The sequence below is a fragment of the Hanstruepera sp. CR43 genome (genome assembly GCF_055227665.1).
Genome location: NZ_CP200078.1, coordinates 1,072,645 through 1,088,225 on the forward strand (window position 1 = coordinate 1,072,645; position 15,581 = coordinate 1,088,225).

General features: G+C 34.7%; 20 protein-coding genes and 1 other RNA gene. 15 read left to right on the forward strand and 6 right to left on the reverse strand.

What is annotated here, in order from left to right; all coding sequences use genetic code 11:
- Nucleotides 1–37: 37 nt before the first annotated feature.
- The 6 genes from ACKXGU_RS04820 (at nucleotide 38) to ACKXGU_RS04845 (ending at nucleotide 4,443) form a co-directional block, all read left to right on the forward strand.
- Complete coding sequence (locus ACKXGU_RS04820; RefSeq protein WP_463466923.1) at nucleotides 38–535, forward strand: Coq4 family protein; 498 nt, start codon at nucleotides 38–40, stop codon at nucleotides 533–535.
- Between the two features lie 291 nt (nucleotides 536–826).
- Nucleotides 827–1,459: a SanA/YdcF family protein gene (locus ACKXGU_RS04825; RefSeq protein ID WP_463466924.1), complete on the forward strand. Its 633-nt coding sequence runs from the start codon at nucleotides 827–829 to the stop codon at nucleotides 1,457–1,459.
- On the forward strand, nucleotides 1,456–1,827 hold the full coding sequence (locus ACKXGU_RS04830; RefSeq protein ID WP_463466925.1) for a ribosomal maturation YjgA family protein: 372 nt from the start codon (nucleotides 1,456–1,458) through the stop codon (nucleotides 1,825–1,827). Before ACKXGU_RS04825 ends, ACKXGU_RS04830 begins: the two co-directional genes overlap by 4 nt.
- Nucleotides 1,824–2,504, forward strand: coding sequence for a DUF1361 domain-containing protein (locus tag ACKXGU_RS04835; protein ID WP_463466926.1), 681 nt, complete (start codon nucleotides 1,824–1,826; stop codon nucleotides 2,502–2,504). The genes ACKXGU_RS04830 and ACKXGU_RS04835 overlap by 4 nt, the downstream gene beginning before the upstream one ends.
- A gap of 33 nt (nucleotides 2,505–2,537) precedes the next feature.
- Complete coding sequence (locus ACKXGU_RS04840) at nucleotides 2,538–3,518, forward strand: tetratricopeptide repeat protein (protein ID WP_463466927.1); 981 nt, start codon at nucleotides 2,538–2,540, stop codon at nucleotides 3,516–3,518.
- A 46-nt stretch (nucleotides 3,519–3,564) separates the two neighbouring features.
- On the forward strand, nucleotides 3,565–4,443 hold the full coding sequence (locus tag ACKXGU_RS04845) for a TlpA family protein disulfide reductase (protein WP_463466928.1): 879 nt from the start codon (nucleotides 3,565–3,567) through the stop codon (nucleotides 4,441–4,443).
- 37 nt (nucleotides 4,444–4,480) lie between these two features.
- Here ACKXGU_RS04845 and ACKXGU_RS04850 read toward each other — a convergent pair whose 3' ends face one another.
- Both ACKXGU_RS04850 and ACKXGU_RS04855 read right to left on the reverse strand, forming a co-directional pair.
- Nucleotides 4,481–5,266 carry an SDR family NAD(P)-dependent oxidoreductase gene (locus ACKXGU_RS04850; RefSeq protein WP_463466929.1) on the reverse strand — a complete coding sequence of 262 codons (786 nt, stop codon included), beginning with the start codon at nucleotides 5,264–5,266 and terminating at the stop codon, nucleotides 4,481–4,483.
- On the reverse strand, nucleotides 5,256–6,458 hold the full coding sequence (locus ACKXGU_RS04855) for an NAD(P)-dependent oxidoreductase (RefSeq protein WP_463466930.1): 1,203 nt from the start codon (nucleotides 6,456–6,458) through the stop codon (nucleotides 5,256–5,258). The genes ACKXGU_RS04850 and ACKXGU_RS04855 overlap by 11 nt, the downstream gene beginning before the upstream one ends.
- Before the next feature lie 108 nt (nucleotides 6,459–6,566).
- Between ACKXGU_RS04855 and ssrA the strand changes: the two genes are divergently transcribed.
- Both ssrA and ACKXGU_RS04865 read left to right on the forward strand, forming a co-directional pair.
- Nucleotides 6,567–6,961, forward strand: a transfer-messenger RNA (tmRNA) gene (gene ssrA, locus ACKXGU_RS04860).
- A gap of 47 nt (nucleotides 6,962–7,008) precedes the next feature.
- Nucleotides 7,009–7,407: a hypothetical protein gene (locus ACKXGU_RS04865; RefSeq protein ID WP_463466931.1), complete on the forward strand. Its 399-nt coding sequence runs from the start codon at nucleotides 7,009–7,011 to the stop codon at nucleotides 7,405–7,407.
- Nucleotides 7,408–7,415: 8 nt separating this feature from the next.
- Here the strand turns inward: ACKXGU_RS04865 and ACKXGU_RS04870 are convergent, their stop codons facing one another.
- The 4 genes from ACKXGU_RS04870 to ACKXGU_RS04885 form a co-directional block, all read right to left on the reverse strand.
- Nucleotides 7,416–7,817: a rhodanese-like domain-containing protein gene (locus ACKXGU_RS04870; RefSeq protein WP_463466932.1), complete on the reverse strand. Its 402-nt coding sequence runs from the start codon at nucleotides 7,815–7,817 to the stop codon at nucleotides 7,416–7,418.
- Nucleotides 7,818–7,823: 6 nt separating this feature from the next.
- Nucleotides 7,824–8,138: a rhodanese-like domain-containing protein gene (locus ACKXGU_RS04875; RefSeq protein WP_463466933.1), complete on the reverse strand. Its 315-nt coding sequence runs from the start codon at nucleotides 8,136–8,138 to the stop codon at nucleotides 7,824–7,826.
- 92 nt (nucleotides 8,139–8,230) lie between these two features.
- Entirely contained in the window at nucleotides 8,231–8,842 is a 612-nt protein-coding gene (locus tag ACKXGU_RS04880; protein ID WP_463466934.1) for a thioredoxin family protein, read from the reverse strand.
- A 5-nt stretch (nucleotides 8,843–8,847) separates the two neighbouring features.
- On the reverse strand, nucleotides 8,848–9,387 hold the full coding sequence (locus ACKXGU_RS04885) for a TlpA disulfide reductase family protein (protein ID WP_463466935.1): 540 nt from the start codon (nucleotides 9,385–9,387) through the stop codon (nucleotides 8,848–8,850).
- 108 nt (nucleotides 9,388–9,495) lie between these two features.
- On the opposite strand from ACKXGU_RS04885, the gene ACKXGU_RS04890 reads away from it, so the two are divergent.
- From ACKXGU_RS04890 to ACKXGU_RS04920, 7 genes are all read left to right on the forward strand, one after another.
- Nucleotides 9,496–9,957, forward strand: a complete 462-nt coding sequence (locus ACKXGU_RS04890; RefSeq protein ID WP_463466936.1) for a MarR family winged helix-turn-helix transcriptional regulator — start codon at nucleotides 9,496–9,498, stop codon at nucleotides 9,955–9,957.
- A gap of 165 nt (nucleotides 9,958–10,122) precedes the next feature.
- Nucleotides 10,123–10,689: an anthranilate synthase component II gene (locus ACKXGU_RS04895; protein ID WP_463466937.1), complete on the forward strand. Its 567-nt coding sequence runs from the start codon at nucleotides 10,123–10,125 to the stop codon at nucleotides 10,687–10,689.
- 56 nt (nucleotides 10,690–10,745) lie between these two features.
- Complete coding sequence (locus ACKXGU_RS04900; RefSeq protein WP_463466938.1) at nucleotides 10,746–11,564, forward strand: hypothetical protein; 819 nt, start codon at nucleotides 10,746–10,748, stop codon at nucleotides 11,562–11,564.
- Between the two features lie 22 nt (nucleotides 11,565–11,586).
- Nucleotides 11,587–12,609, forward strand: a complete 1,023-nt coding sequence (locus ACKXGU_RS04905; RefSeq protein WP_463466939.1) for a DUF481 domain-containing protein — start codon at nucleotides 11,587–11,589, stop codon at nucleotides 12,607–12,609.
- A gap of 7 nt (nucleotides 12,610–12,616) precedes the next feature.
- The gene (locus ACKXGU_RS04910) at nucleotides 12,617–13,207 is read left to right on the forward strand and encodes a hypothetical protein (RefSeq protein ID WP_463466940.1); all 591 of its coding nucleotides are present in this window, start codon (nucleotides 12,617–12,619) and stop codon (nucleotides 13,205–13,207) included.
- Between the two features lie 147 nt (nucleotides 13,208–13,354).
- The gene (locus tag ACKXGU_RS04915) at nucleotides 13,355–13,867 is read left to right on the forward strand and encodes a hypothetical protein (RefSeq protein WP_463466941.1); all 513 of its coding nucleotides are present in this window, start codon (nucleotides 13,355–13,357) and stop codon (nucleotides 13,865–13,867) included.
- A 426-nt stretch (nucleotides 13,868–14,293) separates the two neighbouring features.
- A complete protein-coding gene (locus ACKXGU_RS04920) occupies nucleotides 14,294–15,523 on the forward strand; it encodes a hypothetical protein (protein ID WP_463466942.1) in 1,230 nt (409 codons plus the stop codon).
- Nucleotides 15,524–15,581 lie beyond the last annotated feature (58 nt).

Below are 15,581 nucleotides of genomic sequence, written 5' to 3' on the forward strand. Positions count from 1 at the left end.
ATCAAATCACTTTGTATTTCAAAGTACTTTAAATAATATGAGAAAACAATTTATAGAATGGTTATTCAGCATATCTCAAAAGATATATACTTCTTTTTTCAAAAACCATGAAGCTTGGAACATTTCAAAATCAGAGTTATTAAAATTCCCAATAAATTCATTTGGTTATCATTTAGGATGCTTCCTAAATGAGCATGGTTTTGAATTAATACCAAAAGTTGAACGTCATGACGCTTACCATACACTCTGTGGTTTTGGCATAAATGTAGAAGACGAAATAGCCTTACAATGTTTGTGTATGGGCAACGGTAAGCGTAGCCCTTATATGTTCGGTGCTGTTATTTTAGGAGTCCTGATCTTACCTGATTATTTAGATTACTACATGAAATCTTATAAAATTGGAAAGCAGTGTAACACATTTCACCATTACAATTACAAAAATCTTTTAAACATTAATTACAATCAATTCAAAAAAGTCATATTTAACAATGAACAGATTGATTTGCTTAACACCATTCAATTTAAATTAGTATGAATAGACTTAGAGTTTCGACAGGTATTGCTATTACTTTTTTTACTATTGGTTCCATCCTATTTGCCTTACAACTTTTTATGAGAGGTGTTACAGCAATTACAATAATTGGCTACTACTACCTTATACTTTCAGTTATAATTAATTTAATAGTAGTACTTTTCTTTTTAGCTGCTTTATTTCTTGACAAGAATAAAAAAGAAACCCTAAAATCTATTTGCGTTATATTATTAAATATACCTGTAAGCAGTTTATATGCGTATATGACTTTAAATTATTTACTATAATCAAAGAATGAAAAATATCCTAAAAATAATAAGCTTCATAACATTAATATTCATTTCGACCATTTGGTTAACCAATTACATTATAGAAAAATCCGCTAAAGGTAAAACTTACAATTCCATGTCTGAAATACCCAAAAACAAAGTTGGATTATTATTAGGTGCAAGTAAAAACTTAATGGATGGTCGTACAAATTTGTATTATACTTATAGATTAGAAGCAGCCCTAAAGTTATACAAAGCTGGAAAAATTCAATACATTTTGGTAAGTGGTGACAATAGCAGAAAAGACTACGATGAACCCAGTGATTTCAGAGGAGATCTCATACAAAATGGTGTCCCAGAAGAGAAAATATTTTTAGACTATGCAGGTTTCAGAACATTAGATTCTATGATTAGAGCCAAAAAAATTTTTGGATTAGATTCTATTACAATTGTATCCCAAAAGTTTCATAATGAACGAGCCATATACTTGGCGCAACATTATAATATAGATGCCATAGCCTTTAATGCAAAAGACGTAAATAGGCATTATGGTTATAAAACCAAAATCCGTGAATATTTTGCTCGTACCAAGGCCTCTTTAGATATCCTATTTCATGTTAAACCTAAATTTTTAGGAAAAAAAATAGAAATTAAATGAAACTACAATTCAACAAATCCTATTTTATTAGCTTCATCACACTATTCATTACAGAAGCACTCATAGCCTTATTTTTAAAATCTGGGTTTATCCGTCACACCTTTGGGGACGTTTTAGTCGTGATACTCATCTACTGCTTTGTAAAAAGCTTTATTGATATCAAACCATTACCACTTGCTTTGGGTGTCTTACTGTTTGCTTTTATCATAGAGTTTTTACAGTTGTATGATTTTTTGGAGCTCCTGAACCTTCAACACAATAATATAGCGGTCTTGGTTTTAGGAAGCACATTCCAACTATCAGATTTAGCTGCTTATTCGGTTGGAATTCTTTTGATATTAATTTTTGAAAAACTAAAAACAATATGAATCAATTTAAAGCCCTAATTTTTAATCATTTTAATACCCTTTTCTACTTGACGGCTTGTGTACTTTTAAGCACGTTTTTGTTAACCTTTCGCATCAAGCTAACCCATTCATTTTTCCTAATATTTTTAGTTTGGAACTTATTTTTGGCCATAATTCCATATGCTATCAGTCTATATCTAAAAAACAAAAAAAACATCTCGAAACTCAGTCTGATACTTTATTCAGGTACTTGGTTGTTGTTTCTTCCCAATGCACCTTATATCGTTACGGATTTTATACATTTAAGAATAAGCTCAAATTATTTGGCGTGGTTGGATGGTCTAATTATAACATCATTTGCTATAACTGGGTTAGCTTTTTACTACCTGTCTATAAATGACATGCTACAGACCTTCGGCAGATATTTGAAAAGTCAATACAGTACCTACATGCTATGTATACTGTTTTTATTATCTGGGTTTGGTGTTTATTTGGGACGGTTTTTACGATACAATTCATGGGAAATAGTGCAAAACCCGATTGCAATCCTCAACGATATTATTTCTATTGTCATTCATCCTTTTCAAAATTCAGATGCCTGGCTATTTACAGTAAGTTTCTCACTTGTACTATTAATAGTGTACAAGCTATTTAATAGTCTTTATTTCAAGGGAATTCAGATAGAAGTAAAAAAATAAGTATATTCATACTCCATAAAAATTAGACCTATCATGAAAAAAATCACAACCTGTTTTGCAATACTTGCATTAATTTTCACAGCCTGTAAAAAGGACCATAAAGAAGACGTTGTAGCTCCAGAGCTGGCTTTGGGTGACTTTGTTTTACAAACCGACTATCTAAAACCTGGTGACACCGTTCAATTAACTTACAACGGAAATAGTAAAGATGTCGAAAGTCACTACTATTATATGGTGAACTATCGCACGTTTCCGGTAGACATAAACCTCAACGCAAACAACACAGCAACAATCAAAATCCCAGATTCTGCGCAAGCTTTAGCGTTTAATTTCAAAGTAGATGGCAAGTATGAACACAATAGCAAAAAAGGCTATTTGGTACAACTAAAAGACCATGAGGGTAACGACTTACCTGGCAGTAAAGCTGCACTTGCCAATTATATCATGATGTATGGCGATAGTTTTGGCATTGCATCTGAAAAGGATACTTTGTTTAATGATATTGAAACAGATGTTAACAGTAACCCCGAAGTCAAGGAAGCTTGGAATAACGTCTATTTGAGTTTAGCTTATAGACAAGACAAAGAAAAAGCTGAAAAACTCATTGATGAATACCTGACTGCTTTGGCTGCCAAAGAACCTAAAACCGAAGAGGATTACAGCAGCATGATCAGAATGTGTCAAATAACCAGAAACAAAGAGCAAGCTGATAAAATATTAGAAGAAGCCAAAACAGCTTTCCCAAATGGCTCTGCAGTAAAGAACGATTATGCCTCACGTTTTTCAGAAGAAAAGGATTTAGCTGAAAAAGAAAAAATCTTTTTAGAATTCAAGGATAAGTATAATGAGCTTGATGGTAATTTAGCAAATTACATGTTACGTTCTTTGGCTCAAGCATACCAAAGCAAAGGTGACACTGAAAAATTTGATAAGTACGCTGGTATGATGAAAGACAAAACGGCTAAAGCTGGTATGCTCAACAGTATTGCTTGGCCTTTGGCGGAAAAAAGGTGAAAATTTGGATTTTGCAGCGAAAACATCCAAAGAATCCCTGGATCTTATGAAGCAAGCCCAAGCGAATCCAGGTGACAAACCTGACTTCTATACCAAAAACCAATATGAAAATAGTTTAGAAAGTTCCTATAATATGTATGCGGATACCTATGCGCTTATTTTGTTTAAGCAAGGTAAGGTCAAAGAAGCCATAGAATATCAAGAACAAGCAGTTGGCGAAGGAAAAAATGGTGAAATGAATGAACGTTACATCGAATTTTTAACAGCTGATAAACAATATGATTTGGTTGTTGAAAAAGCAGAAGCTTACATTAAATCGGGAAATGGTTCCGAAAAAATAAAGGCATATTATAAAGAAGCCTTTACTAATACTCATGCCGAAACAGAGTCTTTTGAAAATAAATTGGCCGAACTGGAAAAAGTGGCCTATGATAATTACAAAAACGAAATCAAAGAAAAGATGATTAATGAGGATGCCCCAGTATTTGCCTTAAAAAATACAGCTGGCGAAGAGGTATCTTTAGAATCATTAAAAGGTAAAACGGTTATTTTGGATTTTTGGGCTACCTGGTGTGGTCCTTGCAAAGCATCGTTTCCAGGAATGCAGGAAGTTGTCACTAAATACAAAGACGACGAAGGTGTTGTTCTACTGTTTGTAGATACTTTTGAAAGAGGTGACAATCGTGAAAAATTAGTAACCGATTTTATTTCAGAAAACAACTATGATTTCCACGTGCTGTATGATATGGAATCTGAAAATAGTCAAGACTTTGAAGTTGCTGAAAAATATGGTGTTACTGGAATTCCAACCAAAGTCATTATCGATAAAGATGGGAAAGTCCGTTTTAGATCCGTTGGCTATAGCGGTCAAACCGAAAAGCTAGTCAAGGAAATGGATATTATGATTGATATTCTAAAATCTTAAGACAAAAAAGGGAACATTTTAGTTCCCTTTTTTATCCTTATTCTCTATTCTTCTCCTGAATGCGTCTAACAATTCTCGTTGCCATATTTCGAGGGATGAAACGGGGCAAGGTTCCCAGTATTTTATTCAACCCGCCAGGAATAGCAACGGTTTTTCCTTTTTTCATGGCTTTATAACCATAAGCCGCAACTTCTTTAGCACTAGCCATATTAAAGGTAATTTTATTCTCGGAAGAAGCACTGGCTACCACTTCTTGAAAAGATGTTTTGGTTGGTCCAGGACAAAGTGCCGTAACCGTAACACCTGTTCCCTTTAATTCGTTCGCTATGGCTTCTGAAAATGACAGAATAAAACCTTTGGTAGCATAATATAAAGACATTAGAGGTCCAGGCTGAAAGGCTGCTAAAGATGATAAATTTAATATCATGCCCGAACCACGCTTAACCATTCCTTTCAAAAGTAATTTGGTAAGATGTGTGGTTGTTAAAACATGTAAATTCAGCATTTGCGATTGTCGTTTCCAATCAACCTCATGAAAAAGACCAAAGGCACCAAAACCAGCATTGTTGACTAGAGCATCTATTTGAGTATCTCCCAATTCAGAAACAATCTCATCCGAAATATTGACTAGACTTAAATCCTTCGCCATGATTTGCACGGATACATGATATGCCGATTCTATTTCCTGTTTGGTTTCCTCCAGTTTATCAGCATTAATATCAACCAATACTAAATTATAACCATCTTTGGCAAACAATAAAGCCAATTCATAACCTATTCCGGAAGCACCTCCTGTTATTAATGCTGTTTTACTATTTCCCATCTACATAGTCTTGAAGGTAGGCAAATCGTTCCGTTAGCTTACCATTATTGGTAATTTTGGCACGTTTTAAAATACCACGTTCATCGTTATTAAAAAAAGCAGGAATCACATGTTCCAAAAACATGTCACCAAATCCTTCACTGGCATCTTTAGGCAATTCACAAGGTAAATTATCAACTGCCATAACCGTTATAGCGCCTTTGGCATCATAAGCTACTTCGCTTTCGGTTTGGGCATCGTACCCATAAAATGGGTCGGCAATAGTTGAAGCTCTCAAGGTTGATGCAACCGGACCATCAACATCACAGCTAATATCCGCTACCAGATTAATTCTAAATTCTGGATGTTTGGCATCTTCCCTTGTGAACAAAAATGGTGCATTGTTGCCATAAAAATGACCTGCTATAAAAAAGTCTGTTTGTTTGGCATATGGCATAAAATTACTTTCATAACCTGTTGGATCCTTGTAAAATTCCCACTTATCGCCCACTCTACCATCTTTACGTTTGTTGTATTCCATCACATCCACCCGACAATAAACTGGTTCAGAAAATTCAGAAGTTAAATACAAAGCATCGCTAACCTCCTTGATTTGTAAATGATCCAATATTTCTTTGGCGCCAAGGGCTACCTTACCGGTTCCTGACAGTAAAATTTTAATGTTTGGAATGGTTATTTTATCCAATTCCGCTTTAACCTCATTTAAATCGGCCAAGGTTTCCACTTTGGGTAAATCAAACAAACCTTCTCGTAATCCTAAGGCTCTAAATCCATTGTAAGCACCTACTAAACCAGCATAACGTCCAAAGCCAATTAAACGTGCACCACTTTTTTTAACAATAGTTTCGTGGTCATACATATCAATATTTTTCTCCAGCATCGCTTGCAACAACTTACGGTTGTATGGTTGCTTTTTGATGGTATGTGAGAAATAAAAGTATTTCTTATTGGGAATGAGGTTTTCAATAGGCACTTCTTTAACCCCAATCATCACATCACAATCTGACACATTATCAGTCACCTGAAAACCTAAAGCTTTATAAGCAGAATCCGGAAACACACGAATATCACTGGATTCAACCACAAACTCCGCTTGTGGAAACTGTGCTCTGGCTTCAGCAAGTTTTTTAGGTGAAAAAACCACTCGTCTATCTGGTGGGTTTTTGCGCTCTTTAATAATGGCAAACTTCATAAATTGAAAATTGGAATAATTATTGCACGAAAATAAGCGTATTGGTAAGGTTATACAAACTTTTTGATAACTTTGCAGACCTTTATCATTTCAGATAATTGTAAAATTGGGGTCGACTGGTTTTGACAGCAAGATTAATGAAATGGTAAGCACGTCGTGTAATGACTTTGAAACACGTAAAAGGCTAGGTCAAACTTTTAAACGGCGAGAATAACTACGCTTTAGCTGCCTAATCCGAATCATAGTAGGATTGGCCTAGGTACACAAGGTGTACAAGCTAAATGTCTCCTGAAAGCCTTGATTAACGGCGTTCGATTAGAGGCATCGTAAATGTTAATATAGAACGTAAAACGCTTCGATTTGCGTTTGAAACTAAAGAAGATAAGTTGTCAGTAGGTTGTCTGTAACCAGCTTGCAATCGAAAAAATAAGAACAGAATAAACGTGTAGAAAGCCCTTTGGTTACTTGTTTGGACGAGAGTTCGATTCTCTCCGACTCCACTAATGCTCTCCTAGCCTAGTGCATAGGAGAGTTTTATTTGTGTTATCCCATGAAAATAATTAAAAATTTTTTATTAGTTCTAATTACAATCTCATCATTAAGCGCTAGAGCGCAAGAAACCAATTGTAAGAAATTTTTAAATGGAGATTTTATCTACCCAACCCTTGAAAATAAAATAACCTCAAGACAGGATTCAATTCAAAAAAGTTATGACCATGGTAAATTGGAAATGGTCTGGAAAGTGACTTGGTTAAATGATTGTGAATACAATATAACATGCATAAAAATCCTTAATGAAAATTTAGATGTAAAACTTGGGGATAAAATAAACGTCAAAATAGTTTCGACCGAGGAAAATTGTTACTACAGTGAATTGATTTTATTCAACAGTCGCTATCCAGAAGGCTTTGAAATACCTAACGGGCCATTCCCTTTGTGTTTCAAATGATAAGATCGTTACTGCAACACTTTCACTTCCATCCCTTCATGTTGCCATTTTGAAATACCACCTTCCAAATCATAAATTTTTACAAACCCAGCATCTAGCATTTTTTGAGCACAGCTGGCACTGCGACCTCCAGATTTACAATATAAAATCACGGGTTTGTTTTTATCTAATTTGGCAATATCTTCATCAAAGGTTGGAGATAAAAAATCAATGTTCTGAAAATTTTCAATATAACCTTCGGCATACTCACCTGGAGTTCTAACATCCACCAATTGAATATCCTCCAGTTCCATTAAAGACTGCATTTCTTCAACAGAAACCACTTTTACCTCACCTTTTTTTTCTTCTTTTTTACAACTGCTAACGCCAATAAACATGAGCAGTGCAACGAATACAATATGTTTTTTCATCTCTAATTATTTATGGGTTATCGCACCTTGCCATTCTGAAAAGCCACCTAAAAGATTATAGGTTTTATTAAATCCCAACTGATTCATGATGGCACATGCCTGGGCACTTCTTGCACCAGATCGGCAATAAATATAGTAGGTCTTATCTTTGTCAAGTTCTTGAACTTTGTCCATAAAAGCCTGACCTTGATAAATATCCATATGTAATGCTTCAGGAATATAGCCTTCATCTATTTCTTGCTCTGTTCGAACATCAATGATGACGGCATTGGAATCATTTTCCAATTTTTCACGCCATTCGGTTTGGGTCAAATCTGCCATATCTCTTTTTTTTGATTTATAACAAAATTAAGATTTATTGATTAACAGACGAAAAAAAATCCGAAGTGTTACGCTTCGGATTCTTTATTTTTCTAAACTTTTATAGAGCAGCCTATGGCTCGGGTCTTGGTTTCGGTAATTTCTTTGCCTGACAATAAAGCATCAACGGCGTTTTCTACATACTTCTGATTAACAGCATTGGCATCTTGGTAATTATCATCTATGGCTCCAATATATTTAACCACATTACCCTTTTTGGTTTTTTGCAATACAAATACATGCGGTGTTTTTGTAGCGCCATATTGCGGATAAATCTTTTGGCCTTTATCCATTAAATAAGGAAAGGTAAAGCCTTTGGCTTTGGCTCTGGCTTGCATAGCCTCCATATTGTCACCAGGTTTCACATCGGTATTATTAGGCATGATGGCAATAACCGGATAGCCTTTATCAGCATACTTTTTGTTCAGCGCTTCAACGCGATCTTCATAGGCAACTGCGTAAGGGCAGGTATTGCAAGTAAATACAACAATAAAACCTTTGGCTTCTTTAAAATCGGCCAAGGATACCATTTTACCATCAATGTTTTCCAGACTAAAATCTGTAGCAATATCGCCTATTTCATAACCGCCGCTGTCATTGGTTGCGGTAAATGAAAATAAGGTCACAACTGCTATAAGTGCGAATACTGTTTTTAGTGTTTTCATAATAATTAGTTTAAAAAGTGTTTGAGTTCGGTTTCTAGTTCTTCATAATTAAAAGACTGTTCATAGAATTGCCTTTTCTCTTTATTGTATATCAATGTGGCCGGAATAGCTCCTGACCAATTTTCATCAACTTTAGGAATCCAATAATTACTATCCACATCATTCAACACAACAACTTTAGATTGCAGCTTCTTTTCAACAATGAAAGGTTTTAATTTGGAATCATACTGTTTAGGGAAGTCCAGACTGATCAAAATCACTTCAACATTTTCTGATTCATACGTTGCCCCTAATTTTTCAAAATATGGAAGCTCCTTCACACAAGGTCCGCACCAGGTAGCCCAAAAATTCACAACATAGGTCTTTTCATCAGAAAACTTCAAATATTTTTCAATACCAGTAAAATCATGAATCTCAAGTGAAATTGCTGGCTCTTGCGTTTGAACTTCTTCGACCTTAATAGTATTGGAATCTGCTACAACATCTTTTTTTTCTTGATTGCAATTAAACAAACAAATTCCAAAGAATAAAACTAGATACTTCATTTCACTAAAATTAGATATAACTGCTGAAACCAAATAATGTTTAACAAATATTTAATTTTAAGCTATTTATATATTTATTTTTTTACATTTGTATATACAACAGTTGTAATGAGAATTGAAGACATTCTTAAAACAAGTAAATCGTTATCCGATTCCAAAAAAACTGTGGTTAGTTTAATTTATACGGCCTGTTTGGTCAATTATGAATTAAATGATGCTCTTAAGTCACATGCCGTATCCATTGAACAATTTAATGTTCTGAGAATATTGAGAGGTCAAAAAGGTGTCGCTTCCACGTTAGCCAACGTTCAAGAACGTATGATTACTAAAAATAGTAACACCACACGCTTGATTGACAAATTAATCGCGAAGGGTTATGTGACCAAAGAAGTAAATGCTAAAAACAAACGAAAAGTAAATATTAATATTACAAATAAGGGTCTGGAGGTTTTAAAGACCTTGGATGTATTGATTGACAATATAGAAAAAGACCTAACAAGCCAACTAACCAAAGATGAATCCCGAGAATTAAACAAGTTACTGGAAAAGATTCGATTAATAGCTAACTAATTCTCTTTAAATATCTAGTAACTAGAAGAACTACCATCATTGTATGGTAGTTTTTTTTTGTTATCTATTTTTAAGAAACATCTGTTCATTATAAGTCAAAATTGTAGACTAGTTTAGCAAAATGTTCGGTAAATTAGCATCGCTAACAGAAAGTTTTTATTACTCATGAAGCGTGTTTTGGTTATTGATAATTATGATAGCTTTACCTTCAATTTGGTTCATTATCTGGAAGATTTAGATTGTCATGTTACGGTTGTAAGAAATGATCAATTTGAACTGGAACTTGCTGACCAATACACAAAAATATTGTTGTCGCCAGGACCTGGTATCCCTGAAGAAGCTGGATTACTCAAACCTTTGATTCAGCAATATGCATCAACAAAAAGCATCTTGGGTATTTGTTTGGGGCAACAAGCTATTGCTGAAGTTTTTGGTGGCACACTCATTAACCTTGACACAGTATTCCATGGTGTAGCTACAACCATACAGATAACCGATAAAGAGGACTATTTGTTCAAAGGTCTTGAGAGCACTATGGAAGTCGGCAGATATCATTCTTGGGTGGTCAGTCCCATATTACCGAATTGTTTAGAAGCAACATCTGTTGACAGTAATGGTCATATCATGTCCCTCAAACACACCCATTACGACGTAAGATCCGTGCAGTTTCACCCGGAATCCATATTAACTCCAAATGGAAAACAAATTTTAAAAAATTGGCTAAATACTTAAAATGATTGAATTACCGTAAAAAAACATTATTTTAGTAGGGAAACAACAACCAAAAAATGAAAGCATATCTTCTACTATTATTTATTTTCTGTTATAGTTATACCTATTCCCAAAACACAGAAAATAACGAGGAGGCCCCTCAAGAATCCCAGGCAGATGCTTTAGCTAAGCAATTACAGAATCCTGTTGCCAGTTTGATAAGTGTACCCTTTCAGGGGAATTTTGACTTTGGCATAGGTCCTGAAAACGGATCCAGAATGACCTTGAACATTCAACCTGTTGTCCCCATTAGCTTAAGTGAAAATTGGAATCTAATCGGGCGTGTTATTTTACCTGTTATTTCTCAAAATAACGTTTATGGTAACAGCGGTAGTCAATTTGGATTGAGTGATGCCGTGTTAAGTGGTTTTTTCTCACCAAAGGAACCCACTTCCAGTGGTCTTATTTGGGGTGCTGGACCTGTATTTTTGGTACCTACTGCAACCGATGACCTTCTGGGCACCGAAAAGTTTGGGATGGGACCCACAGTCGTCATGTTAAAACAAGCTGGACAATTTACTATTGGTGCTTTGGCAAACCACATTTGGTCTGTAGCTGGCAGTGATGATCGAGCTGATGTCAATAATACGTTTTTACAACCATTTATAGCCAGAAATTTTAAGGGTGGCTATTCATTAACAATTAATACAGAGCTTACACAAAATTGGGACACAGATGGTACATCAGGAAGTTTGCATCTGGTTGGTGCCAAAGTATTTAGCATCGGAAAGCAGCTCACGCAATTTGCCATTGGCCCGAGAATACCTTATGGTAATGCCAATACCGCCGATTGGGGATTTAGGGCTATAATTGTATTATTGTTCCCAAAAGGATAAAAGACATACAAAATCATATTTCATGAAATACTGTAAAATAATTTGTAACTATTTACTGCTCCTCATGCCCCTGACTTTATGCGCTCAAAATGACACCATTGTTCTAAAAAATAATGACAAATTAGTTGGTGAAATTAAGTCTATGGATCGTGGTGTTGTGACCATTGAAACGGATTACAGTGATTCCGATTTCACCATTACCTGGATTGATATCATTAGTATTAAAAGTAAGCAAACCTATTTGATGACGTTGTCCGATGGAACCCGTATCAACAGTACCATGTACACGCAACCTGGAGATTCGGCAGTGGTGACATTAAAAGGCTATAATAACGATAAAGTAGACATCAAGGATATTGTTTACATCAATCCCGTGAAGAAAAAATTCCTGTCCCGAATTGTCGCTTCGGTTTCATTGGGCTATAACATCACAAAAAGCAACAATTTAAGTCAACTTTCAATTAATAGTAATATAAGCTATACAGCTTACAAATGGAGATTTCACGGTAGCTATAATGAAGTAAGAAGTAATCAGGACAGTGTGGAAGCAACCAGCCGTATGGACGCATCGGCAGGTCTTAAATACTTTATGAAGAATGATTGGTTTTATTCGTTTTCAGGTGACTTTTTATCCAACGACGAGCAAAAACTCCAGTTGCGTTCAACAGTCAAAAGTGGTTTGGGTAAATACATCATTCACTCCAATAGTATGTACTTTGGCGGCGGTTTTGGTCTGGCCTTCAACAACGAAAAATTTAATGACATTAACAATACCAGCAGAAATTCATTGGAAGCCTATATAGGCTTCATGCTGGATATTTTTGATGTCAAGGACTTTAACCTTACAACCGATGTCACCTTCTATCCCAGTTTAACCGAAGGCGGCAGATATAGAGCAGATTATAACTTAAATCTGAAATACGATCTCCCACTGGATTTCTTTATAAAACTCGGGCTAACCTATAATTACGACAGCAAACCTGTTGAAGGCGCTTCGGTATCTGATTATGTGTTTCAATCAACTTTTGGATGGGAATTTAATTAATTGACCTATGGTACTTTTCAATAAATCATCAAGAGCATTAATTATTGGCGGTCTTTTTTTTATACTACCTATCTTGTTGATTTTATTTGCATGGAAACATCTGCACGAAATCCTTCAGCCAATCAGCTCCAAAATAAGTGAAACATTTGATTTGCACACCGTTTTCGGGTCTGCATCCGTGTTGATTGTCACAATCATCCTAGCCATACTATTGTGTTATTTGGCAGGCCTGTTAATAGAAAAAGGCATTGTAAAAAACTGGAATTCCGGTATTGAAAAAAAACTCTTTATTTTCTTTCCTTCATTGCAAATGCTCAAGTTTCGGATGATTGGCGACAAAAACCGTGTTATCAACGAAGTCTGGCAAGGTATTGTATTCAAGGAAGACAGCGCTTACAGAATAGCCTTCATTACCGACAAAAAAGCAAAGTACACCACTATCTACATTCCCGATGCCCCAAAAATCGATGCTGGCGAAATTCGCTATATGAGCAATTCAGAATTTGAATACTATCCCATCACCATGAAAGAAGCCATGTCTGCCATTTATAGTTTCGGTGAAGGACTGGATATTGAATCCATTACAAAAAACAACTAACCAGTCATTCTGAACTTGATTCAGAAATCGAAGATTCAGCCTAGCTAATCTAAAAACCCTTTTTGATTATAGAATCCCAACTCACAATTAATCTTAAAACCAACTCGGTTTGTAAGAATTTTAATTATTTTTAGAGGTATGAACATCATGGAGAATAAACATAATTGCGTTTATGCAATTGTTGACAATAATATGAAATATAGATTCTTTACAATAATTCTTCTTTTCATTTTCAAATTTGGTTTCTGCCAAACAATAGTTGTTGACCCCACAATTAAAACGACCGAAACAAAGGTCAAAACTAAAGACTACCTTTATGAAAAAGATTATCTCATTGACTACTCATTCGACAAGAAATTAAATAACACTTTAGAAATAAGTTTTATGAAACAAGGGCTTGGTGGAAATGGGATTAAAATAATAGTATCGGACACTATCTGTATTAAGACATTTATTTGGGCAGATTTTGCAAAATTTGATGGTAAAAATATTCTTTATGATGACCCTAAATATTATCATTTGAAAATGAATAAAGTCCATTTTAAAGAGGGGGATACTTTGATGGGAATAATTCAACTTCGAAGCAAACCGATTTTGTATTCTCCAACCAAACTTGAGTTTACTTATATTGGCGAATTATACCACATAATCAGTGATTAATTTTTTAAGAAGTAAATACTATTGCCAACACCGGCTATAATCCATTGCTCGCAAAATGCTAAACCAAAAAACATTATATTTAACTTGGTTCGATTCCTACTCCGAAATTCTTCCGAATTTCCTCGCAACGGAATCATAGCCTAGCCGTTAGGTCACAATCAGCTGAAGCTGACTTGTGTTGCTACGTGCTACGCACTCCCACCCCACAAGTAATTGTGACCTAACGCCCTGCTAAACCAAATTGTGCCTTTACTTATCAGCATATTACAGCTCCAGCTGACGCACTCAAGTGCTTAACATGACATAACAAGTGCTAAAAGCAATTTGGTACGGGTAATCTAACTCCCAATACAATAAAATGGCAATTAACGATATCTTCATTATCTAATTGACAACCGATGCCATGATCATTATCAGAACTCTATCATGGCTTCGTTATCCATTTTATCGTATCTTCGTTTTCATACCCGAACTGCGTTTAGCAGGGCGTTAGCGAAAATGATGAAGAATCACCTGTACATATTATTAATTTTCGGATTTGCGATTTCAGCCTGTGCTCAAAATAAACAACTGAATATTGAAAAGCAGCTCGTGGATTATTTTCAGAAACATAATTGGGATAATGTTGTAATAACGAAAGATAGTCTATATACAAATAATTATTCTGATGATAAATTTAATGTATCTATAAGTGACCATTTAATAGAATTTGACACAACTCATATTGTAGTCAAAAATCCTTACTTCTCTACCAAATACGAAGATGCTGATGAAGACAAAGATTACGTTAAAAATTTTCCTAAATCATTTTCAGTCATCTACGAAAATTCACTCATTTCACTCTTTGAAAACGGAAAATTTGCCTGTTTCAAACTTGACAATTTTGAACGAAACACAAATCTTGAGAGTAAATTAAATACTAAAAATTTTAAGTATCATTGGATAATCAATAATCAGTTAGGAGGATTATCAGGAAACTCAATTTACATCTGGAATGATAACAAATGGATTAAATTTAAAGATAATTTTCCTTTAAGACATCAACCAAAACTGTTTGAAGACGATGAATTTATTGTATATGGAGATTGTCACGGAGAATGGGGAGGAACAGTTTATTTTTACGAAAAACAGACTTCAAAAACATTCTTTACTGAATCAACTTGCACGAATTCAGTAATTAGAAGTGAAAATGGCTATGTAGTTCTTGCTCAATTAGGACACGGAGGTGGTTCATCTGAAATCAAAATTATTAAAGACCCGAGAAAATTAACATATGCTAAAGACACAGAAATAAATACAAGAGTAAAAGGAGAAGCCCTAGGATATACAGATAAATCAAATGCATTTGAGAAAAAATTAGATTTTTATGGAGTGCAGATATTTTCATCATTTATTAATCATGGTAAAGAACTTTATATTGTACATCTTTCGGAATTGACTTTCATAGCGGAAATAAAAAATAATGAAATAGAAATAGTCAACCCTTTATTTTTTAGTGATTTATATACTCACAACCCTATCACTACTCAATATGGAAATTATACTTTAATAAATTTAGACCATTACGGAACAGGATTGGACAGAGAAATTTCAGTAATGATTATAGATGGAAATAAGATAACGAAATTAGATTGGAATGAAAATCACAGCCGCTAACATCGTATATAATTTATTGCTAGTTCTAGCCTACTTACGAAAATCCTCCCGGATTTTC

Bases quoted from the DNA above. Each gene is read 5' to 3' on its own strand.
- ACKXGU_RS04900 (WP_463466938.1), top strand. From the start codon at position 10,746: ATGAAAGCATATCTTCTACTATTATTTATTTTCTGTTATAGTTATACC.
- ACKXGU_RS04875 (WP_463466933.1), bottom strand. From the start codon at position 8,138: ATGGCAGATTTGACCCAAACCGAATGGCGTGAAAAATTGGAAAATGAT.
- ACKXGU_RS04915 (WP_463466941.1), top strand. From the start codon at position 13,355: ATGGAGAATAAACATAATTGCGTTTATGCAATTGTTGACAATAATATG.
- ACKXGU_RS04920 (WP_463466942.1), top strand. From the start codon at position 14,294: ATGGCTTCGTTATCCATTTTATCGTATCTTCGTTTTCATACCCGAACT.
- ACKXGU_RS04905 (WP_463466939.1), top strand. From the start codon at position 11,587: ATGAAATACTGTAAAATAATTTGTAACTATTTACTGCTCCTCATGCCC.
- ACKXGU_RS04890 (WP_463466936.1), top strand. From the start codon at position 9,496: ATGAGAATTGAAGACATTCTTAAAACAAGTAAATCGTTATCCGATTCC.
- ACKXGU_RS04850 (WP_463466929.1), bottom strand. From the start codon at position 5,266: ATGGGAAATAGTAAAACAGCATTAATAACAGGAGGTGCTTCCGGAATA.
- ACKXGU_RS04845 (WP_463466928.1), top strand. From the start codon at position 3,565: ATGAAGCAAGCCCAAGCGAATCCAGGTGACAAACCTGACTTCTATACC.
- ACKXGU_RS04830 (WP_463466925.1), top strand. From the start codon at position 1,456: ATGAAACTACAATTCAACAAATCCTATTTTATTAGCTTCATCACACTA.
- ACKXGU_RS04825 (WP_463466924.1), top strand. From the start codon at position 827: ATGAAAAATATCCTAAAAATAATAAGCTTCATAACATTAATATTCATT.
- ACKXGU_RS04835 (WP_463466926.1), top strand. From the start codon at position 1,824: ATGAATCAATTTAAAGCCCTAATTTTTAATCATTTTAATACCCTTTTC.
- ACKXGU_RS04880 (WP_463466934.1), bottom strand. From the start codon at position 8,842: ATGAAAACACTAAAAACAGTATTCGCACTTATAGCAGTTGTGACCTTA.
- ACKXGU_RS04865 (WP_463466931.1), top strand. From the start codon at position 7,009: ATGAAAATAATTAAAAATTTTTTATTAGTTCTAATTACAATCTCATCA.
- ACKXGU_RS04855 (WP_463466930.1), bottom strand. From the start codon at position 6,458: ATGAAGTTTGCCATTATTAAAGAGCGCAAAAACCCACCAGATAGACGA.
- ACKXGU_RS04910 (WP_463466940.1), top strand. From the start codon at position 12,617: ATGGTACTTTTCAATAAATCATCAAGAGCATTAATTATTGGCGGTCTT.
- ACKXGU_RS04885 (WP_463466935.1), bottom strand. From the start codon at position 9,387: ATGAAGTATCTAGTTTTATTCTTTGGAATTTGTTTGTTTAATTGCAAT.
- ACKXGU_RS04820 (WP_463466923.1), top strand. From the start codon at position 38: ATGAGAAAACAATTTATAGAATGGTTATTCAGCATATCTCAAAAGATA.
- ACKXGU_RS04870 (WP_463466932.1), bottom strand. From the start codon at position 7,817: ATGAAAAAACATATTGTATTCGTTGCACTGCTCATGTTTATTGGCGTT.
- ACKXGU_RS04840 (WP_463466927.1), top strand. From the start codon at position 2,538: ATGAAAAAAATCACAACCTGTTTTGCAATACTTGCATTAATTTTCACA.
- ACKXGU_RS04895 (WP_463466937.1), top strand. From the start codon at position 10,123: ATGAAGCGTGTTTTGGTTATTGATAATTATGATAGCTTTACCTTCAAT.